Raw genomic sequence first — 19,361 nt, 5'->3', positions numbered from 1 at the left:
TGCGCGACGGCGGCGTCCAGCGCCTCCTGGCGGCGGCCGGTGATGAACACGTGCGCACCCTCGGCGGCGAAGCGCCGGGCGGTGGCCAGGCCGATACCGCTGGTGCCGCCGGTGACGACGGCGGTCCTGTCCTCGAGCTGTCCCATGATGTGACTCCTGATCGAAACGGGCGAGCGCCCGGGGGATGCGGTGGTTCGTGCGGTTCGCCCGGTGCGGGTGCGGCTTCCTCGCTGCACCCGCACCTGCACGCGCACGGGGCGGGGTGGGTTCTGAGGGATCGGCCGCTCCTGCCGGCCGGACCCCGGACGGGGGGCAGGCCGGCGGTGTCACCCTGCGGTGAGAGAGGCGGCTGTCGTGTCGCCGGCGGCCTGCGGGCGCCTTACTTGGCGGGGTAGAACGCGTTGATCTCGTCGATGACGCGCTGCGGCGCCTCCTCGGCCAGCCAGTGACCCGCGCCGGCCACCTCCGCGCCGGTCGCCTCGGGCGTGGTTCCCTGCGCGCCGGAGAGCATCACGTTGAGGAACCCCTGCTCGCTGATCATCCTCACGGGAATGGTCAGCGGCTTCTGCTCCAGACGGTTGTTGTCGAGCTCGTCCTGGTGCCAGTAGCGGTAGAACTCGAACCCTCCGTGGAGCACCTGCGGCCGCGAGTAGGTGCGGATGTACTCCCGGACGGAGCCAAGCGACGGAATGACGTTCGGCGAGTGGGAGAACGTCGGGTAGAAGTAGGTGAAGAACTGCTTCTCGCGGCCGGTCACGAGCTGCTCGGCAAGCGGCGACTGCTGGTTGAACAGGAAGTGGAAGGACACGTTGCTGAAGTCGGCGAAACGCAGGTTCTTGCCCACCAGGGGGAAGTCGATCATGAAGAGCCCGTCGACCTGCGAGCGGTACTTGGCCGCGAGCGGGTAGGCGACGCCGGCGCCGATGTCGTGGGCGACGAGTTCGACGTGGCGCCGCTTGCCGATCCGGTCGAGCAGGTCGTGCACGTAGGTGGCCATGGTCGCGGCGGCGTAGTCGGACGGCTCGCCGGTCGAGTCGCCGAGGCCGGGCAGGTCGACGGCGATGACCGTCCGTCCGGGAAGGAGCTTCGGCATGATCCCGCGGTACGCGTACCAGTTCTCCGGCCAGCCGTGCAGCAGCACCATGGTCTTGGGGCCGGTGCCGCCGATGACGTAGTGCATCTGGACGCCGTCGACGGTGGTGAAGCAGTGGCGGAACAGCTTGTTGAACGCGGCGTCGTGACGGGTCGCCGAGTCGTAGCCCTTGCTCTTCGGCCTCTCCGGTGCCGCACAGGACGGCGCCTGGGACCTGGGTCCGCCCACGCTGGCGGCGGCGCTGGAGAGGTTGGGCAGGATGAGGGCGGCCAAGGCCATGAGGCCGACCAGGGCACTCAGGAGCCCCTTGCGGTTCTTGTTCACGAAAGTACCTCGGTGTGTGCTGGTGCACCCGGCCGCTGGGGCGGGGATGCAGGTCTGCGACTCGGGGCCGCGCGGTCCGGACGCGCGCCGCCTCGCGGACGCGGGCGCCCGGCGGGCGCCGGGTCCTCGGCGGGGTGCGGTGCCGGACGGGGCCGCCGTACGGGCCGGGGCTCCGGCCGCCGGTTGCGGACGGACTCGGGAGGAGGCCGGGGCGGCGGGCGGCCGGTGGTCGTGGGCGCCGCCCGGACTGCGGTGGGCGGGGAGCGCCTTTGCTCCCGCGCGGCAGGGGGCCCGGGGGGGGGCGCTGCCGGCCCGCCCTCGGACGTCACGGTCCTCAGGGATCCGATCCCCTTCTGTCCGCTTCGTCCCTAACGTTAACCGGTTACGTACCGATCGGTCAAGAACATTGGAGCGGCGGTTCCCGGCCCCGGGGGATCCGTCCCCGGAAGTCCGCGGCAGAGAGCCACGAATTCCCCGCCACGAGCGCATCCAGCCGCGCCCGCAGCGGGGAACCAAAAGGAGAGAACGCTCAGGAGCGCTGCGGTCGAGGCGGCCCCGGGATGCGACCGGGGCACGGCCACAGGACCGCTCGACGCGCACGGAGCCCGTACGGCGGGCTTCCCGGTGGAACCACCGCACTCCGCACGCACACTCCCCGGAAGGGGATTCACATGTCCATCTCGAGGACGCGCCGCCTGATCGCCGCCGCGGCCGCCGCGCCGGCCCTGGCGCTGGCGCTCGGTGCCGGAACCGCCTCGGCGGCCCCGCACGCCCCGTCCGCCCCCGCCGCCGCGACGCACCACAGCCACGGCCCCGGCTGGGGCTGGGGGGACTGGGACAACGGCGGGTACTACGGCGGGTACTACGGGAACGGGTACTACGGCGGGTACTACGGGAACGGCTACTACGGCGGGTACTACGGCAACGGGTACTACGGGAGGTACTGACCGACGACACGGCCGCCGGCCCCCCGATCCGGGTGGGCCGGCGGTCGTGTGCGGGCCGGAGGCGCGGTCGGGACCGGGCGGCACGCGGCGGCGTCGTGTGCGCGGCGGTCCGGCCCACCGGCGCCGGGCGGCCCGGGGGCCCGTGGGGCCTCCGGGAGGGTGCGTTCAGCGACGCCACCGGGCGGAGTGCCGGGCCTCCCCCTCCCGGCCCGGGCCCCGGTGGCGCGGAGCGGACCTGCAGCGCGTTCACCGGGTGCGGCCGGCGGGTCCGGGATCAGCGGCCGGCGGGTCCGGGACCAGCGGCCGACGGCTACGGCCGCCCGGCCCGCGCCCCGGCGTGAGGGACCAGGGCCGACAGCAGCAGGAGCACGGCGGTGGAGGCGAAGGCGCTTCCCACCCCGAAACCGTCCACGAGGAACCCGCCGGCGAAGGAGCCCGTCGCCAGCGCGACCTGCAGCGTGCTCACCAGGAGCGACATGCCGCCCTCGGGCGAGGCGCCGGACGCCCGGAGCATCCACGTCTGGACGGCGAGCGGTATCGCGTTGAACGCCGCGCCCCACACCGCCACGAGCACGACCACCACGGGCGGGAACCCGGCGAGCGGGGGCAGCAGCGCCACGGAGACGGCCACCAGCAGCGCGGCACCCACGTGGGCGACCCGCAGGCTGCGCCCGATGACCCAGGCCGCGGCGAAGTTGCCCGCCACCCCGACGGCCCCGTAGACCAGCAGCGTCACCGTGACGGCGGTCGGGCCGAAGTGCGCGCGTTCCTGGAGGTAGGGCGTGATGTAGGTGTAGGAGGCGAAGTGGCCGAGGAAGGCGAGCGCGGTCCCCAGGGCCGCCAGGAGCACGGCGGGGCGGCGCCACGTGGCGGTGAGGTCCGCGAAGCGCGTGCCGCCGGTGGGCCGGAGCGCCGGAAGGACGGCCGCGAGCAGGACGAGGGCCGCCAGCGCGGCGGCGGCCGCGGCGACGAATGCGACCCGCCAGCCCGCCAGGTGGCTGATGAGCGCACCCAGGGGGAGGCTGATGACCGTCGCGGCGGAGATCCCGCCGGTGATCATCGATGAGGCGCGGTGGACCGCTGCTTCGGGCACCAGCCGGGCGGCGATGCCCGCCCCCAGCGACCAGAAGCCGCCGACACCGGCGCCGAGCACGATCCGCGCGACGACCATGACGGCCATGTCGGGCGCAACCGCCGCCAGGATGTTCGAGACGACGGCCGCCCCGGCCAGTGCGACGAGGACGTGCCGGCGGTCCAGCCGCCCGGAGGCGACGGTGAGCAGGGGCGCGGTGATCGCGGCCGCGAGCCCGGGCACGACGACCAGCAGCCCCGCCCTTCCCGTGGAGACGTCCAGGCCGCCGGCGATCTGCGGGAGGACGCCGATGGGGATGAACTCGGAGAGGACGAGGACGAAGGAGAGGGCCGCGACCGCCGTGACGGCCGTCCACCCGCCTCGGGTCGGCGGGGCCTGTTCCACGGGCACCGGGGCCGGCGGCCCGGTCCGGGCCAGCGTGTCGGTCGACGGTTGTTCGGTCATGACTCCGCTTTCGTAGGACTTCTCCGGCCGGTCGGCGGAGCGGGTTGCGGCCTGCCCTGCACGCAGTGCGTGCGACGGGCGCCGCAACGCGGCAACCCCTCATTTCTTACCGATCGGTCCATAACATAACCTTTTATGTACCGCTCGGTCAAGTACGAAGGCGCGGTCGGACGGTTGCCGTCGACTCCGCGGTGGCGACGCGGCGCCTCCCACCGATCGCCGGGCCGCCGGGCCACGGAGCGGCGGTCACATGGTGTGGCGACGTGACCCGTTCGGGTCACCAGGAGTGGCCGTTCCGGCGCCCGGTCTCCAGGGTGTGGTTCGGGGGACCACGTCAGGAATGAGGACCGTCATGACCTCGCACTCCACCCTCTCCAATGCCAGGAGGGCGTGCTGCGGCATAGCCCTCGCACTGGCCGCCGCCTCGATCGGCTCCTGTGCCGCACCGGCCACGGGAACGGTCCGCACCACCGGGGCCGCCGGGGCCGCAGCCGCCGACCGCTCCTCCGCGGACGTCCGGATCGCGGCCGACCGGGCCGCGCCCCCCACCGCCCCGTGCGGGAACCCGCCCGTGACACTGGAGAAGCCCGCCCAGGACTTCCTCAACCAGCTGGCGGCCGCAGACGGCCCGCCGATCTACACCCTGTCCTACAAGGCAGCCCGACAGGTCCTCGACAAGCTGCAGTCCGGTCCGGTCGCCAAGCTGCCCGCCGACATCAGCGAGCGCACGGTGCCGGGCGGCCCCACCGGACGGGTGTCCGTCCGCATCGTCCGCCCGGCCGGGGTCCGGGGCACACTCCCGGGCATCGTCTACATCCACGGCGGCGGATGGGTCCTGGGCAACGCCATGACCCACGACCGCCTCGTGCGCCAGATCGCCAACGGCGCCCGGGCGGCCGTCGTCTTCGTCAACTACACGCCCTCGCCGGAGGCCCGCTTCCCGGTCGCCATCGAGCAGGCCTACACGGTCGCCCGCTGGCTCGCGCGCAACGGCGGCAGCATCGGCGTCGACCCCCGTCGGCTGGCGGTCGCGGGCGACTCCGTCGGCGGCAACATGACCGCCGCCGTCACCCTGATGGCCAAGCAGCGCGGCGGCCCCCGCTTCCGGCAGCAGGTCATGCTCTACCCGGTGACCGACAGCCGCTTCGACACCGCCTCCTACAAGCGCTTCGCCGAGGGCTGCTGGCTGACGCGCCCGGCCATGAAGTGGTTCTGGGACGCCTACACCCCCGACGCCAGGGTCCGCAACCAGCCCCTCGCCTCCCCGCTGCGCGCCACCACCGCCCAGCTCCGCGGACTGCCCCCGGCACTCCTGATCACCGACTCCGACGTGCTGTACGACGAGGGCACCGCCTACGCGGCGAAGCTCCGCAAGGCCGGGGTCCCGGTCACCAACACGCACTACCCCGCCATCACCCACGACTTCCTCATGCTCAACGCCCTCGCCGGCACCAGGTCCGCCAAGCAGGCGATCGCCCAGGTCAACGAGATCCTGCGCGACGCCCTCTACGCACCCGGCCACGGCAAGTAGGACCACGCTCCCCCGCGCGGCACACCCGTCGGGCCCGCTGCCCCGGACCTCGTCCAGGTCCGGGGCAGCGGGCCTTCCCGGAAGGCCGGGCCGGGAGCAGGACCCCTTCCGCGGCGCCCGGGGCGGACGGTCGGCGAGCCGGACCGCTTCCGCCGCACCCGGACCGGAACCCGGGGGATCCGTCCGGCACCCCCTGCGGCACGGGTCCGGATCGGACGCAGGAGGGCGGCGGTTCGGAGTGCGGTGCGTGCGCACGCAGCACATGATGGGACGGAGCACGTCGCGTCGGATCCCATGCCCACGGCTCGAGAGGGGTGCGGCATGTCACCTCTCCTGGTGGCCGCAGGTGCCACCGTGACCACGCTGCTCGGAGGCTGGGCCGCCCAGCGCGTGAGCGACCGCCGGCACCTCGTGCTGGGGCTGACCGCAGGACTGATGCTGGGGATCATCGCCTTCGATCTGCTGCCGGAGGCGCTGACGGTGGACTCCGCGGAGTTCTTCGGTGTCTCCCTGGCCCTGCTGCTGTTCGTGTCGGGCTTCCTGGCGCTGCACATCGCGGAGCGGTCGATGGCGATCCACCGCGCGCACGAGGACGAGTACCGCCCGCACGAGCATCCCGGGGCGGTACCGCACCACCATTCCCACCACTCCCACGGCTCCCCGAACCGGGCCCAGGGCCTCGGGATCGGTGCCGCCGGAGCGCTGGTCGGTCACAGCTTCATGGACGGCTTCGCCATCGGGGCGGCGTCCCAGGCGGGCGGTACCACCGGAACCGTGGTGGCGGTCGCCGTGATCTCCCACGACTTCGCCGACGGCTTCAACACCTACACCATCATGCAGCTCTACGGGAACAACCGCCGGCGCGGCCTGGCCCTGGTGGGCGCCGACGCGATCGCGCCCATGGCGGGCGCGGCGGTGACGCTGGCCTTCGCCATCCCGGAACGGATCCTCGGCCTGTACCTCGCCTTCTTCGCGGGGTTCCTCCTCTACCTGGCGACCTCGGACATCCTGCCGGAGGCGCACACTCCGCACCCCTCCCGCCCCACCCTGCTGCTCACCGTCGCGGGAACGGCGTTCATGTGGCTGGTCATCGGCCTGGCCCGGTAGCAGCCGCCGGCTCCGGGCCGCGGACCAGGCCGCACCGGTACCACACCGCGGTCGGCCGGGGCGTCGGACGCCCCGGCCGACCGCTGCGCGAGGACCCGCCGATCCGGTCGGAACGGCGCCTGCAGCGGTCGCCGTCCCTTCCCCGGCAGCCGGGCGGCCGCCCGGGAAGGCTCCCCCGAGGGGCCGGCGTCAGGAGGCGCCTGCCGGGTGGGGGTCGCCGAGGTACGGGAAGTGGTCCAGGGTGTCGGTGTGCGGCGTCAGGCCGGTGGGCGGCGCCTCGTTCTTGGTGAGGAACGCGACACGGACGTCGATGACGTCCTCCGTGAACGTCCTGCCGTTGGGGTAGGCGGCGGGCTTCGACGGGTCGAAGTGCAGCACGTCCGGGAGGAGGCCGTGCTCGTCGATCGCGGCGATCGCCTCCTCGCGCGTGTAGCCGCCGGTGTGGCCCAGCAGGTGGACGAACTGGTCCGTCCACCTGGCCCGGTCGCCGGCCGGCTCGCCGGCGTTGTACTCCTCCTTGGTGTCGTCGGTGTTGAAGAAGCTGCTCATCGAGGGATGCCCGGCCCGGTCCGCGTGGACGAGCTCACCGTCGCGCAGGACGCTGCACCGGCCCCAGATGCGCAGTTCGGGGCTGGGCGCCAGCTCGGCGGTCGGCAGCTCGACGGCCATGGAGAAGACATTGGCCGTGCTGTTGGAGTCGACGCCCGTCCACGGGGACTTCCCGCCCAGGTGGGGGGCGGTGAAGTTCCGGTTGCCGCTGGTGTCGAACAGGTTCTTGATCCCGTCGAAGTCGAAGAAGAAGGCGTCGCTGCGGCTGCCCGCGGCCACCTGGTAGTCGCCGCTGGTGACCACGTTGGCCCGGGGCCCGAAGGAGACGGCGGCGCCCGACACGATCCTGGTGCCGACCGCCTCCGGCCGGCGGGACTCCTCACCGGTCGCCATGTGGACGCTGTAGGTCTGCGAGCCGTCGGCCGACGGCGGGTCGAAGACCCAGCTGAAGGCGATGTCGGTCAGGTCGTCGCCGTCGTTGTCGATGTTCAGGCGGTACACGGCGTCGGGGTGGAGGGCGTCCGCGTTGGGGTTGGCGTTGAGGATGACGACGGTCCGCTCCGGATCACCGGGGGCCTGGAAGGCGTACAGGTCGCACAGGTCGAGGCGCTGGTCGTCGAGCGGCGGTCCGAGGCTGAGGCCGGTGAAGTGGTTGGACATGTCGGGCCTTCCTTGCTGCTTGCTCGCTGGGGTCCGCCGGGGCGCCCGCGCTCCCGCGGCGCAGCGCGTCGGACGGCTGGTGCGCCCGCGGCGCCGTCACGCTAGCCCGCCGCGGCGGTCCCGCGGCCGAAGGCGGGGGCGCCGCCTTCGGACAACACCCCAACGGATCAGCGCCCGGCCGGCGCCCCTGTCCCCCGCACAGCGGCGGGGCGAGCCGGTCCGGCACGGCCCGCATCCGGGTCCTGCGAACCCCGGCCCGCCGTCAGCGCGCGTGGCGCCGGGCGGAGAGCCCCTCCAGGAGGCGGAGCCAGACCTCGCTCGCGGTCGGGTAGCCGGGGACGGCGTGCCACAGCTGCGCCGTGGTCATGCGCGCCACGACGGCCGTCGTCGCCGAGTGCACGAGCTCCGAGACGCCCGAACCGGCGAAGGTCGCCCCCAGCAGGACGTCCGAGGCCGCGTCGACGACCAGCTTGGCGCGGCCCCGGTAGTCCTCGCGCATGACGAAGGTGCCGGCGAGGGCGGCCATGTCGTACTCGACGGTCTCGACGTCGAGTCCGGCGGCGGCCGCCTCGTGCTCGGTCATCCCGACCGACCCGACCTCGGGGACGGTGAAGACCACCTGCGGCACGGCGCGGTGCCCCTCGTAGGAGCTGAACGGGCCCGTGCGGTCGTCGGGCGGCTGCAGGCCCGCGGCCCGCGCGGCGATCACCTCGCCCGCCACCCGCGCCTGGTACTTGCCCATGTGCGTCAGCAGGGAGCGGCCGCAGGCGTCCCCGACGGCGTAGAGCCACTCCCCCGGGACCGCGGTGACGGTCTGGTGGTCGTCGACCTCCAGCCAGCCGCCGTCCGGGAGTCCGACCGAGGACAGCCCGAGATCCCCCGTGAGGGGCCGCCTGCCGGTGGCGACGAGGATCTCGTCGGCCCGCAGCACCGTGCCGTCGTCGAGCGTGACGGTGACCTCGCCCCCGTGGAGGGCGCCCACACCGGTGTCCCGCGCGTCGGCGCGGTCGACCCGGACCGGGATGCAGCCGGGGCGCAGCCGCACCCCGGCGGCCCGCAGGCCGTCGGCGACGAGGCGCCCGGCGAAGGGCTCGTTCTTCGACAGCAGCCGCGCGCGGTACAGCAGCGTGACCTCGGCCCCGAGGCCGCGCATCCAGGTCGCCGCCTCGCAGGCCACGACCCCGCCTCCCAGGACGAGGAGGCGTTCCGGCACCTCACGCATGGTGGTGGCGTCGGCCGAGGTCCACGGCCGCGCCTCGGACAGGCCCACGATGTTCGGGACCGCGGGTGCGGAGCCGTTGGCGACCACCACCGCACGGCGGGCGGTCAGGGTACGGGTCCTTCCCGTGCCGGTGGTCACGGACACCGTGCGCTCACCGGTCAGCCGTCCGTACCCGCGGACCACGTCGATGCCGGCGCCGAGGGCCCACTGCACCTGCGAGGCGTCCGACAGGCCGTTCACGATGGCGTCGCGCCGGGCCAGCACGGCCGGCACGTCGAGGCGGGCGCCCGCGACCAGGGAGGAGACCCCCGGCACGTGGCGGGCGGACTCCAGCACCTCCACCGGGCGCAGCAGCCCCTTGCTGGGCATGCACGCCCAGTAGGAGCACTCGCCGCCGAGCAGCGCGTCCTCGACGATCACCGCCTCCATGCCGGACCACTGCGTCGCGTACTGGGCCGCGTTCTCCCCCGCGGCACCACCCCCCAGGACGACGACGTCCCACTCCGAACGTTCGGGGTCCACCGACGCCATGCGACGCCACCTCGCCTTCCGTGACGGTGTGCGGGGGCCGGCACCGGGTGGCGGAGCACGTCCGGGCGGTGCCGGCCCAGGGGGTTCCCCTCCTACGGAAGGCGCTCCATGAACGCCCGGATGTACTGGCTGATCTCCTCGAGGTGCGTCTCCAGGGCGAAGTGCCCTGCGTCGAGCAGGTGGAACTCGCCGTCGGGCAGGTCCCGCCGGTACGCCTCGGCCCCGGCGGCGCCGAAGATCTCGTCGTTCCTGCCCCAGGTGACGAGCAGCGGCGGCCGGTGGGTCCTGAAGTACTCCTGGAAGGCGGGGTAGCCGTCCAGGTTGAACTGGTAGTCCCAGAAGAGCTGCAGCTGGACGGCGTCGTTGCCGGGGCGGTCGAGTCCCGCCTGGTCGAGCAGCCACGCCTCCGGGGCGATCAGCTCCAGGCGGTCCGCGGGCACGCCGTGGGTGTACTGCCACTTCGTCGCCTCGAGGGTGAAGAGCTTCCGGACCTCCGCCTCGTTGGCCGCGCGGTCCTTCGCGTGGGCGAACAGCACGTCCCAGAAGGGCGTGAAGCCCTCGACGTAGGCGTTGCCGCTCTGGGTGACGAGCGCCGTCACGCGTTCGGGGTTCCGGGAGGCGATCCGCAGGCCGATCGGGGCTCCGTAGTCGTGGATGTAGAGGGCGAACCGCTCGAGTCCGAGCTGCTCGACGAGTCCCTCGGTGATCCTGGTCAGGTTGTCGAAGCTGTACGCGAACTCCGAGACCGTGGGCATCGCGGACTGCCCGAAGCCGATGTGGTCGGGGGCGACCAGGTGGTAGCGGTCGGCCAGGGCGGTGATCAGGTTGCGGAACATGTGGGAGCTGGAGGGGAACCCGTGCAGCAGCAGCAGGGTGGGGTTCGCAGGGTCGCCGGCCTCGCGGTAGAAGACCTCGAGGCCGTCGACGACGGCTGTCCTGTAACGGGTGGTGAGGTGGCTCATGGTCCCTCGCTCGGTGGGGCGGAGGCGGGCGTCCCGGCCGGTGGCCGCGCGGGGCCCGGCGTCGTCGTCCCGCCGGCTGCGGCTCGGTGGAGGGCCCTCGGCCCGACGGTGGACCGCGTCGGCGGCACGCCGTCGGGGGCGGCGGGGACGCGGTGGTTCCCACCATCGGCTCCCGGACCGCAGGCCGCAAGTCGGGCCGCCCGCCTCCCCGGGGAGGGCGCACGCGGGCGGACCGTGCCGGGGTCACCCGGCACGGTCCGCCACGGGCGGGTTGAAACGGGAGAAGTGCGGAGGCGACCACGACGGGGCCTCCGGGTGGTCGACCTGCACCGCCCGGGAGATCGCGAAACGGACGATCCGCTGCGCCCCCGGGACTCCCGCCGCCGCCTCGGGGTCCCAGTCGACGGTGGCCGTCCCGGTCAGGTGCAGTGCGGTCCCGGACCGCCAGTCGACGAAGAGGAGCCCCGCCGCCGGATGCGCCGTGAGGTTGCCGAGGGTCATCAGCATGGTGTTGCCGTCGTAGTCCGGCCAGCTGAGCCGGTCCGGCGCCTCCACCCGCACGAACCCCGGGTTGCCGCCCCGGTGCGAGACGTCGGCGTCACCGTCGGCGGAGACCGAGGCGACGAGGAAGGTGTCCGCGGTCGCGACCAGTCTCCGCTGCCCCTCGTCGAGGGCGTCGCCTGCGGAGAGCAGGCGCGCCGGCGCGCCCGGCGGGGCCTCCCCCGGCGTCCTGCTCTGGATGTACCGCGGGCAGTTCCCGTACGCCTGGTCGACGTCGAGCAGCAGGCCGTGGCCCGCGGGCGCCGTACGGCCGTTCATGCGGAAGCGGCGCCGGGCCCGGAAGTCGATCGCCAGGGTCCCCGTGCGGGCGGGGGACCGCAGCGTGACGGCGAGGGGGTCGACGGCGGCGGGGAGGGCCGCGATCTCCAGCGTGCCCGGGTCGCGGACGCGCAGGAACCCCGGATCCCCGTGGAGGACGGAGGCCCACACCCGCCCCTCGGCGTCGGCCGCCCCGACGAACAGCACGCGCTGCGCCGCCAGGAATCCGGCGGCCGCGCGCGGGAGGGCGGGGGCGACCATGGGGAGCATGCGCGCGGCGGACGGCCGGAACCCCGCACGCTCCTGGGCGGAGAGCTCACCGCCGTGGTAGCCCTCCGCGGGAGGGGGCAGGCCGTCCGTCACGGCAGCCGCCCGTGGACGGTTCCGGGACGCTCCCGGACATCTGGGGGGCTGGTCATCGAAGGGCCTCCGGTTGTCGCGCGGATCGGGCTGCGCCGGGCACTGCGGCGCCCCTCCCGCACCCCGTCCTCGGACGGCCGCCCCGGGGTCCGCCTCCATCCTCCCACCCGGAACGGGACCGTGTCCCGACGGACACCCGTGGCCGGCCCCGGGAGCAAGGAGCCCGCAGCACACGGCCCCGGGGCGGCTTCCCGGAGTCGGCGCCGGGAGTGACGGCCCGGGGCACGGCGCACCGGCGCGGGGGCGGAGGGGCCCGCGCCCCCGGTGGCGTCGGGAGCGGTCCACGATGTAACATAGAATGTTACGATTGATCCGAGACGCAGACGGGTCGGAGGCCGGCCCGCCCCAGCGGCCCCGCCGGCCGGACGAGGAGGTCCCAGATGGGCGCGAACAGCAGGATGACGATTGCCGTCCACGTGCTGACCTGGATGTCCCTGGACCGGCACGACAACGAGGTCGCCACCTCGGAGCGTATCGCGGGGAGCGTCAACACCAACCCCGTGGTGATCCGCCGGTGCCTCGGCGACCTGCGCAGGGCGGGACTGGTGCAGTCCAAGCGGGGGGCCGGCGCCGGCTGGACCCTGGCACGGGAGCCCGAGGAGATCACCCTGCGCGAGGTGTACCGGGCCGTGGGGGGCGGAGGACTGTTCGGGATGCACTACACGACGCCGAACGCCGACTGTCCGATCGGCTTCGGCATACAGCCCGCCCTGCAGCGCGTCTACAGCGGCCTGGAGGAGCAGATGGAGGAGGAGCTCTCCCGCACCACGGTCGCCGAGGTGCTGCGGAGCGTCCTCGCCCAGCAGCGGTAGGCGCACCGGCCCCGCGCCGGACGGCCCGGGCCGGCACGGACGACCGCCGTCTCCCGGACGCCCCGGGGGCGTCCGGCCCGACTGCCGCACCCGACGCCCGGCGGGAGGCCCGGGGCTGCGGCAGGACTCCCCCGCGGAGCCGGCCCGCGGGTCACCGCGGAGTACTCGGGGTCGAGAAATTCGATGCTCCGGATTCCCGTCCGCACCACGCCCACAGCAGAAGTCCCGTCTGCGTGTGGCGTCCTGCCCGGTCCTGCCGTCACGCCGGCCTCACGCCGGCGGCGGCGATGAAGGAAGGGGCCGGTCGACGCAGACGACGTCCGCCCGACCGGCCCCCGGGGCCCCCGCTCCCGGGCGGGGGCCCTGCGTGCGACGGGGAGGCCCGCCGCCGCGTCAGACCTGGTTGAGGCCACCGTCGACGAAGAGCTCGGTGCCGGTGACGAAGCTGCTCTGGTCGGAGGCCAGGAAGAGCGCCGCGGCGGCGGCCTCCTCGGGGCGGCCCATGCGACCCAGGGGCACCTGGCTGGCGAAGAAGGCGTGCAGCTTGGCGGCCTCCTCGGCACTGGGGGCCAGGCCGGCGTTGCCGGGGGTGTTGATGGGACCGGGGACGAGGGTGTTCACGCGGATCCCGCGGCCCTTGAGCTCGTTGGCCCAGGTGCGGGAGAAGGAGCGGATGGCGGCCTTGGAGGCGGCGTAGACGCCGAAGGCCTCGGCGCCCGAGGTGGCGGCGGTGGACCCGGCGAGGATCACCGAGGCACCGTCGTTCAGCAGCGGCAGCGCCTTCTGGACGGTGAAGAGCATGCCGCGGACGTTGGTGCCGAAGGTCTCGTCGAAGTGCTTCTCGGTGACCTGCTCCAGGGTGGAGAACTCACCGCCGCCCGCGTTCGCGAAGAGGACGTCGATGCGGCGCCCCTGCTCGGCGACGGCCGCGTAGAGCCGGTCGAGGTCGGCCGGGTCGGCCACGTCGCTGCGGACGCCGGTGGCGCGCGGGCCGATCTGCGCGACGGCGGCGTCCAGCGCCTCCTGGCGGCGGCCGGTGACGAACACGTGCGCGCCCTCGGCGGCGAAGCGCTGCGCGGTGGCCAGGCCGATGCCGCTGGTGCCGCCGGTGACGATGGCCGTCTTGCCGTCAAGCTGTCCCATGGTGGTGCTCCAAGTCGCGATAGGTGGGGGCCGCCCCGGCGGAAGGAACAATTTTCGTTACATCTTCCGGCGGGCGCATCCCTCCCCCTGGGCCCGCACGCGGGCCCTCGGGAGGAGGGAGTGTTTTGTAGTAATCTGTAGAAAATGCGCGACGCTCACCCCTGCCCGCCGTGCGCACGCCCGATACGCGCGCGCCACATGCCCTGGAGGGTGCCCCGCCGCCGTGGAACCGGCTGCGGACCGTCGATGTAATGCCTATTGTTACATCCTCCTGCGGGGTTCGCGAATCGGAGGCCCCCACGGTCGGACGCCTGTGCCACCCGGGCCGCGCCCCCACGGCCGCCGCCCGCCTCCGGCTCCTCCTTCGCGGGGGCGGAACCCTCCTGCCGGCACGGCGGGGCTCAGCAGCCCCGCACTCCCGCAGGAGGGGGCATGAGCGACCCTTCCGGCGAAGCTCCTGCCATCGGTCTGCTTCCCGTGATCGCCTTCGGCCTCAAGGCCTCCCTCGGCACCGCCGGCCCGACGGTGGTCGCACCCGGCCCGACGGCCGCGGTCACGGCTCCCCCGGGTGCGCGGGGGGCCCGGCTCCGGCGCTCCGGTCGTACATGCAGTTCTTGAAACGGCACCGGTAGCGCGGGTCGTGCATGAGCTTGCCGCAGGGGACGACGCGGTCACGGAAGAGGGCCGAAGCAGCCAGGGCCCCGAGGAGAGGACCGGCGAAGTAGATCCACAGCACGGTCCACACGTCCCCGACCAGGGCGGGGCCGAAGCTGCGGGCGGGGTTCAGGCCGGCCCCCGAGACGGGGAACGCGAAGAACGTCAGGAACATCCCGAACAGGCCTGCCGCGGCAGCCGTGAGGTGCGCGATCCCCGGCCTGGAGGTGAAGGCCAGGACGAGGGCGACGAACAGGAAGGTCGCAGCCGTCTCGACCCCCAGGGCCGGCCAGGTCCCGGCGCGGCCCGGAAGGGTGGCGCCGAAGCGCACCTCCTCCGCCCGACGGCCCCAGGCGAGCAGCACCACCGCCGTGCCCACGGCAGCCCCGCAGAGCTGCGCGAGGACGTATGCACCGGCACTCCGGGGCGTGAGTTTCCCCAGCCGGAAGAACGCCAGGGTCACGGCGGGATTGATGTGCCCGCCGCTGACGCGGCCGATCGGCGAGTAGATGATCGCCGTCGCCGAGGCGGAGAACAGCAGCGATGTCAGGAGCCTCCGGAGCCACTCGTCCGGGACGAGGCCGGCCATCGGCGACCCGGGTGAGAAGTCCACGACGATCGCGCTGAGGCCGCAGGTGAGCAGCAGTGCGGTGCCCAGGAACTCCGCAAGGACGTCGCGCCGTCCGGTCAACGTGCCCCCAACGGTCTCCCCGGCGGCGGACCGTCCGGTTCCGGACCTCTCCGTCTGCGCACGCGCCTCCTCCAGGGAATCCGGCCGCACCACCCCTCGGGGAAGCCCCGGGGAGTCCTCCGCGCCCGCCGTGTCCACGGGTGCGTCCCCGGCGGGGACGGCTCCCCCGGGCACCGGGGGTTCAGCCCGGTTCGGGCCGCGTGGAGCCCGGCGGCGCGGTCCGCGGGACCGGGTCCGGCCGCGGCCCCGTCCCGCACGGCCGCGCTCGCGTCGACCGCCCGCCCGCCCGGGTCCGGTACGGAGTCATCCTTCGCCGTTTCCGGCGGCCGGGCAAGGCCGGAGGGGGAAGGCGGGTGCCCGTACCGGCCGTCCCCAGGGGTGCGGGGCGGGCGGGGTGCGGGGCGGGGCGCCGGCCTGCGGCCGGCGGAGGCCGGAGCGGGAGACCCCGAGGACCCGGCGCCGTCCCCCCGGGGGCCGACCCCCGGCTGGACGCCGCCTCTGCGGCGGCGGTGCCCTGCATCACGTGCAGTAGTAGCGCCCCGCCTGCTGCCACGCACAGGTCGGACAGTGGACGACGCCCTCCGTCGACGACGGGTGGAAGGTCGGCTCGCCGCAGATCCCGCAGTCCGCCGTCGGCCCCTCGCCCACCGGGGCGAGCAGGACGTGGGGGGCACCGGGGGTGCACGTCGCCTCTGCGGTCGGCTGGTCGGACATCGGGTCCTCCTCCATGTCGGGTGCGGCCTCCGAGGTGCGTCCCCGGCGGCCTCCGGACCAGGAGCCCCGCCCGTCGGCCGCGGCTTCGGCCGGTCGGCGGCGGCTTTCCCGTCCGGTGTTCCGGACGCCCGCGGGGCGCCGGTTATTCCGTCCGGCCTCCCCGCACCCCGAGGTACGGCGTCGGAACCCGGGAGCGGGCGGGCGCCGGGGAGCCCCGCCATGTTTTTCGCAGTCCTGCACAAGGGCCGCCGGCCTCCGGGCCCGGCACGGCTGGTGCCCCCTGTCGATCGGATGGCCTGGGGGGTGCTGCCACCGGGCCCGAGGGGTGCCGCCGGAGACGCTGACGAGAGGTCCGGCCACCGCCCTGGCCGGGCGGAGCGCCCGACCTGGCGGACGCGGGCGGCTCCGGTGCTCACCGGGTGCGGCGGCTCCGGCAGAGGGCCGCGCCGGTGACAGGCCGGCGGCAGGCGGCCGGCGCACACTGTCGCCGATCCACTGCGCTCCCTGCGACGCCTCCGACAGGCCGGACGGCGAAACGCTGCCGGAACGCTAGGGGGCGCCGAACAGGATCCCGCGCAGCCCGTCGGTGAGGAGGCCGGTGAACTCCTCCGGCGTCAGCGCGGCCAGTGGCCCGTCGGCCAGCACGTACCGGCTGAGGGTGACGCCGACGAGGAAGGACCCCACCATGTCGACCCGGACGTCGACGTCCGGGCCGGTGAGCAGCTCCTGGTAGGCGGCGACGCTCTCGGTGCGCATGGCGTGCAGCAGCGCTTTGGCGGCCTCCTGGTCGGCGGCCGCGCGGACCAGGGCAATGAAGGGGTCCGCCCGGTCGGCGGACTCCATCCGGGCGACGAACGCGCGGGCCACACGCCCGGGGAGGCCCTCGAGGTCGCCGGCGACGCTGTCGGCCAGGTCCCGAGGCCCCGGCACGGCCGCGACGAACAGCCGCTCCTTGGTCGTGAAGTGCATCACGACCAGTCCGTGGGTGACCCCTGCGCGCTGGGCGATCTCCCGGATGGTCGCGCGGGCGAACCCGCGCTCGGCGAAGACGGCGCGGGCCGCCGCGATGATGGCGGCCCGCTTGCCCTCCGGGTCACGGGTCCGCTTGCGCTTGTGGGCGACCTGCGGGGCGGGTGGCGTCATGGGCCCAATGTACCTGTGGCCAGGAGCAGGCTAGGCTAATGTCCAGTTGGACAGTAAGCGTGGGCGACCGCTTCCCTCCCGCCGTGGTGCGGGAGCCGACGGACCGCCGTCCTGCAGCGCCGACCCCGGCCACGACAGATACGCCCCAGGGCCCTCGGCCGGATCTCCCTTCAGATCTCCCCCCGTTCTTTGGACTACACCGTGATGCACCCCGCCGCACCGCGGCCGACGCGCGCCCACGCGCTGTCGCTGCTGTGGTTCCCGTTCTTCTTCGTCGCAGCCATGTCCGTGCTCTACCTCTTCACCTTCGGCCACCCGCAGCCGCACGACGTGCGACTGGGCATCCTGAGCGCCGCACCCGCGCACCTGCCGGCCGGGCTGGTCACCGAGCGGGTCGCCAACCCGGCCGGCGTCGCCGCGGACCACCTCGCCGGGGCGTTCGACTCGGCCACGAACACCATGTACGTCAGCTCGGCCGCCAGCGGCCCCCGGGCCAACTTCCTCGCCGCCGTGCTGCACCCGGCCCACATCGTCGACCTCGTCCCGAAGTCCTCCGGTGACGCCTCGGGCGTCGGCATCTTCTTCTACGCACTGCCGCTCCTGCTCGTCGGCATGATCACCTCGATCGTCCTCCTCCAGCTGGCCATGTGGCCGCTGCGCAACAAGGCGGCCACCCTGGCGGCCACCGGCGCCTTCGCCTCCGCGGTGACCTTCGCCGTGGCCGCCGGCCGCGACGTCGTCCCCGCCGACGGCTGGCTGCTGCTGTACGGCTTCCTGCTCACCCAGGCCATCGGCTGGCTGACCACCGGCGTCGCACGCCTGGTCAAGCAGTACTTCATGCCCGTGGCGATGACCTTCGTGCTGATCCTGGGCATCCCGACCTCGGGCGCCACGGTGAACGCCGACATGATGCCGACCCCGCTGCGGTGGCTGCACGACGTCCTGCCCTTCGGCCAGTTCATCGAGCTGGCCCGCGCGAGCGCCTACTTCGACGGGCGCGACATCGCCCGGCCGCTGACCGTCCTCCTCCTGTGGGTCGCCGCCGGCGCGGCGCTGCTGGTCTGGACGCACCGCCCGGGACGCCCCGCCGCGGGCCCCGCCCCGCAGGCCGCACCGGCGCGCCGACAGGTCCAGGGCGCCGTCTAAACGGACCGTCCCGGACACCCCGGGCGGCCGCCGTGGACCGCGGGAGCCGAGGGCCGCGACAGCCCGGGACCCACGGGCCTGCGAACGGGACGCCCCTCTCCTCCCGTCATGTTCCTCGCGGTCCTGCACAAGGGCCGCCGGCCTCCGGGCCCGGCGACTGCCGTCCCCTGCCGGCCGGATGACCTCGGGGGGAGGTGTCACCGGGCCCGAGGGGCGCCCTCGGGCCCGGTGACGGGAGGTCCGGCCGCCGCCCGGCCGGGCGCAACGTCCCCCTGCCCACCGGCGGCGGGTCCGCAAGCCGCTGCCCGGCAGCGGGCCCGAACCGCGGGCTGCCTCGGCCGGACCGGCCGCGACGTCCCGCACCGGCCGGAAGAACCGTCCGGGCAGCGTACGTGTCAGAAAGTGCCAGGACCGGGCCCCGAGGCATGCACCTCCGGTTCCGCGGGCCACCGGTTCGTGTCATCGGCGCCAGCGCCCTGGTGAGGCGAGCTCCCCGCCCTGCGTGAACACGGAGAAGGCAGATGAGAAGCAGCCGTACGGACGATCCGCAGGACCGCCCGTCGGAGGAGGCTGCCCCCCGTCCGGAAGCCGGGGCTCCGAGCCCGCAGCCGAGGAGTCCCGCCCGGAGGCCGGCGCGCTCTGGAACCAGCCGCTGCCCGGGCAGCGGTTCTTCGCACCGGCCTCCCCGGCGGGCCCGTCGGCCCCGCCGGCCCCGACCACCCCGGGTACGACCGCCGGGGGGACGCCCACCAGGACCGCGGTCCCGAGGGCGACGCCGACGAGGACCGCCGTCAGTCCTGCGACCGCATCCCCGACGCCCACGCACCACTGGACGAGCCTGACCCTCACGGCGACGTCCGTGCTGGAGGCGGGCCAGTCCGCGCGGTCCGACCGCACCACCCTCGCCATGCGGTCCGACGGCGACCTGGTCGTGATCGACGAGAGCGGGAGGAACCGCTGGTCCGCGGGCACCGCCGGGACCGGCCGGAAGGCCGTCTTCCAGGACGACGGGAACCTCGTGGTCTACCGGGCCGACGGCGGTACGGCGTGGTCGTCCGGCACCCCGGGACACAACGGCGCCGTGCTCGTGCTGAGGAGCGACGGCAACGTCGTCATCCAGAGCGGGAGCACGGTCATCTGGCAGACGGACACCGCGCATTGACCTCGCTGACCGGAGAGACCCCCGACCTCGGGCGGCTCGCGGAGGGGGGCGGGGCAGAGCTGGTGCGGCAGCGCGCGGGGCGGGCGTGGCTGCTGCGTCCGCCCGGCGCCCAGGACCGCCAGGCCTGGGTCTTCGCCGCCGGACTCGCCGCCGACCCCGCGCGCTCCGTGGTGGTCGTCGACCTGCCCGAGGGT

At 74.3% G+C, this 19,361-nt stretch carries 17 protein-coding genes; 6 read left to right on the top strand and 11 right to left on the bottom strand.

From position 1 onward, the window contains the following. Together ACFY07_RS24865 and ACFY07_RS24860 are read right to left on the bottom strand one after the other, a co-directional pair. Positions 1 to 146 (bottom strand): SDR family NAD(P)-dependent oxidoreductase (locus tag ACFY07_RS24865; RefSeq protein ID WP_390871776.1); only part of this gene is annotated, 146 nt, incomplete at its 3' end. 233 nt (positions 147 to 379) lie between these two features. Beyond that, positions 380 to 1,417, bottom strand: coding sequence for an alpha/beta fold hydrolase (locus tag ACFY07_RS24860; RefSeq protein ID WP_390871768.1), 1,038 nt, complete (start codon positions 1,415 to 1,417; stop codon positions 380 to 382). Between the two features lie 671 nt (positions 1,418 to 2,088). Here ACFY07_RS24860 and ACFY07_RS24855 point away from each other — a divergent pair. Further along, on the top strand, positions 2,089 to 2,364 hold the full coding sequence (locus ACFY07_RS24855; protein WP_390871766.1) for a hypothetical protein: 276 nt from the start codon (positions 2,089 to 2,091) through the stop codon (positions 2,362 to 2,364). 310 nt (positions 2,365 to 2,674) lie between these two features. Here the strand turns inward: ACFY07_RS24855 and ACFY07_RS24850 are convergent, their stop codons facing one another. Further along, the gene (locus tag ACFY07_RS24850) at positions 2,675 to 3,901 is read right to left on the bottom strand and encodes an MFS transporter (protein ID WP_390871764.1); all 1,227 of its coding nucleotides are present in this window, start codon (positions 3,899 to 3,901) and stop codon (positions 2,675 to 2,677) included. A 352-nt stretch (positions 3,902 to 4,253) separates the two neighbouring features. On the opposite strand from ACFY07_RS24850, the gene ACFY07_RS24845 reads away from it, so the two are divergent. Further along, positions 4,254 to 5,432 carry an alpha/beta hydrolase gene (locus ACFY07_RS24845; RefSeq protein ID WP_390871762.1) on the top strand — a complete coding sequence of 393 codons (1,179 nt, stop codon included), beginning with the start codon at positions 4,254 to 4,256 and terminating at the stop codon, positions 5,430 to 5,432. A gap of 321 nt (positions 5,433 to 5,753) precedes the next feature. Beyond that, positions 5,754 to 6,539, top strand: coding sequence for a ZIP family metal transporter (locus ACFY07_RS24840; protein WP_390871760.1), 786 nt, complete (start codon positions 5,754 to 5,756; stop codon positions 6,537 to 6,539). 189 nt (positions 6,540 to 6,728) lie between these two features. Here the strand turns inward: ACFY07_RS24840 and ACFY07_RS24835 are convergent, their stop codons facing one another. The 4 genes from ACFY07_RS24835 to ACFY07_RS24820 form a co-directional block, all read right to left on the bottom strand. After that, positions 6,729 to 7,748, bottom strand: a complete 1,020-nt coding sequence (locus tag ACFY07_RS24835; protein WP_390871758.1) for a DUF4331 family protein — start codon at positions 7,746 to 7,748, stop codon at positions 6,729 to 6,731. Between the two features lie 262 nt (positions 7,749 to 8,010). Beyond that, a complete protein-coding gene (locus ACFY07_RS24830; RefSeq protein WP_390871756.1) occupies positions 8,011 to 9,501 on the bottom strand; it encodes a dihydrolipoyl dehydrogenase family protein in 1,491 nt (496 codons plus the stop codon). Positions 9,502 to 9,593: 92 nt separating this feature from the next. After that, the gene (locus tag ACFY07_RS24825) at positions 9,594 to 10,463 is read right to left on the bottom strand and encodes an alpha/beta fold hydrolase (RefSeq protein ID WP_390871754.1); all 870 of its coding nucleotides are present in this window, start codon (positions 10,461 to 10,463) and stop codon (positions 9,594 to 9,596) included. A 243-nt stretch (positions 10,464 to 10,706) separates the two neighbouring features. Then, a complete protein-coding gene (locus ACFY07_RS24820) occupies positions 10,707 to 11,645 on the bottom strand; it encodes a pyridoxamine 5'-phosphate oxidase family protein (protein ID WP_390871752.1) in 939 nt (312 codons plus the stop codon). A gap of 437 nt (positions 11,646 to 12,082) precedes the next feature. On the opposite strand from ACFY07_RS24820, the gene ACFY07_RS24815 reads away from it, so the two are divergent. Continuing rightward, positions 12,083 to 12,514, top strand: a complete 432-nt coding sequence (locus ACFY07_RS24815; protein WP_390871750.1) for an Rrf2 family transcriptional regulator — start codon at positions 12,083 to 12,085, stop codon at positions 12,512 to 12,514. 393 nt (positions 12,515 to 12,907) lie between these two features. Here ACFY07_RS24815 and ACFY07_RS24810 read toward each other — a convergent pair whose 3' ends face one another. From ACFY07_RS24810 to ACFY07_RS24795, 4 genes are all read right to left on the bottom strand, one after another. Beyond that, positions 12,908 to 13,657 (bottom strand): glucose 1-dehydrogenase, encoded by a 750-nt coding sequence (locus tag ACFY07_RS24810; protein ID WP_390871748.1) that lies wholly within the window; start codon positions 13,655 to 13,657, stop codon positions 12,908 to 12,910. Positions 13,658 to 14,210: 553 nt separating this feature from the next. Then, positions 14,211 to 15,002, bottom strand: coding sequence for an MIP/aquaporin family protein (locus ACFY07_RS24805; protein WP_390871746.1), 792 nt, complete (start codon positions 15,000 to 15,002; stop codon positions 14,211 to 14,213). A 519-nt stretch (positions 15,003 to 15,521) separates the two neighbouring features. Continuing rightward, positions 15,522 to 15,716, bottom strand: coding sequence for a hypothetical protein (locus tag ACFY07_RS24800; protein WP_390871744.1), 195 nt, complete (start codon positions 15,714 to 15,716; stop codon positions 15,522 to 15,524). 549 nt (positions 15,717 to 16,265) lie between these two features. Continuing rightward, entirely contained in the window at positions 16,266 to 16,859 is a 594-nt protein-coding gene (locus tag ACFY07_RS24795) for a TetR family transcriptional regulator (RefSeq protein ID WP_390871742.1), read from the bottom strand. A gap of 189 nt (positions 16,860 to 17,048) precedes the next feature. Between ACFY07_RS24795 and ACFY07_RS24790 the strand changes: the two genes are divergently transcribed. Then, positions 17,049 to 18,005 (top strand): hypothetical protein, encoded by a 957-nt coding sequence (locus ACFY07_RS24790; protein ID WP_390871740.1) that lies wholly within the window; start codon positions 17,049 to 17,051, stop codon positions 18,003 to 18,005. A gap of 859 nt (positions 18,006 to 18,864) precedes the next feature. After that, positions 18,865 to 19,167 (top strand): hypothetical protein, encoded by a 303-nt coding sequence (locus ACFY07_RS24785; RefSeq protein ID WP_390871738.1) that lies wholly within the window; start codon positions 18,865 to 18,867, stop codon positions 19,165 to 19,167. The last annotated feature ends 194 nt before the right edge of the window (positions 19,168 to 19,361 follow it).

Source organism: Streptomyces sp. NPDC001380 (assembly GCF_042895785.1).
In the GTDB taxonomy this organism is placed as follows: domain Bacteria; phylum Actinomycetota; class Actinomycetes; order Streptomycetales; family Streptomycetaceae; genus Peterkaempfera.
Note: the sequence above shows the minus strand (reverse complement) of the source record. Positions and strands in the feature narration are given on the sequence as shown.

What these genes read in the sequence shown, in the direction of transcription:
- ACFY07_RS24795 (WP_390871742.1), bottom strand. Translation starts at nt 16,859, where the DNA reads ATGACGCCACCCGCCCCGCAGGTCGCCCACAAGCGCAAGCGGACCCGT.
- ACFY07_RS24840 (WP_390871760.1), top strand. Translation starts at nt 5,754, where the DNA reads ATGTCACCTCTCCTGGTGGCCGCAGGTGCCACCGTGACCACGCTGCTC.
- ACFY07_RS24810 (WP_390871748.1), bottom strand. Translation starts at nt 13,657, where the DNA reads ATGGGACAGCTTGACGGCAAGACGGCCATCGTCACCGGCGGCACCAGC.
- ACFY07_RS24855 (WP_390871766.1), top strand. Translation starts at nt 2,089, where the DNA reads ATGTCCATCTCGAGGACGCGCCGCCTGATCGCCGCCGCGGCCGCCGCG.
- ACFY07_RS24815 (WP_390871750.1), top strand. Translation starts at nt 12,083, where the DNA reads ATGGGCGCGAACAGCAGGATGACGATTGCCGTCCACGTGCTGACCTGG.
- ACFY07_RS24830 (WP_390871756.1), bottom strand. Translation starts at nt 9,501, where the DNA reads ATGGCGTCGGTGGACCCCGAACGTTCGGAGTGGGACGTCGTCGTCCTG.
- ACFY07_RS24850 (WP_390871764.1), bottom strand. Translation starts at nt 3,901, where the DNA reads ATGACCGAACAACCGTCGACCGACACGCTGGCCCGGACCGGGCCGCCG.
- ACFY07_RS24800 (WP_390871744.1), bottom strand. Translation starts at nt 15,716, where the DNA reads ATGTCCGACCAGCCGACCGCAGAGGCGACGTGCACCCCCGGTGCCCCC.
- ACFY07_RS24825 (WP_390871754.1), bottom strand. Translation starts at nt 10,463, where the DNA reads ATGAGCCACCTCACCACCCGTTACAGGACAGCCGTCGTCGACGGCCTC.
- ACFY07_RS24835 (WP_390871758.1), bottom strand. Translation starts at nt 7,748, where the DNA reads ATGTCCAACCACTTCACCGGCCTCAGCCTCGGACCGCCGCTCGACGAC.
- ACFY07_RS24845 (WP_390871762.1), top strand. Translation starts at nt 4,254, where the DNA reads ATGACCTCGCACTCCACCCTCTCCAATGCCAGGAGGGCGTGCTGCGGC.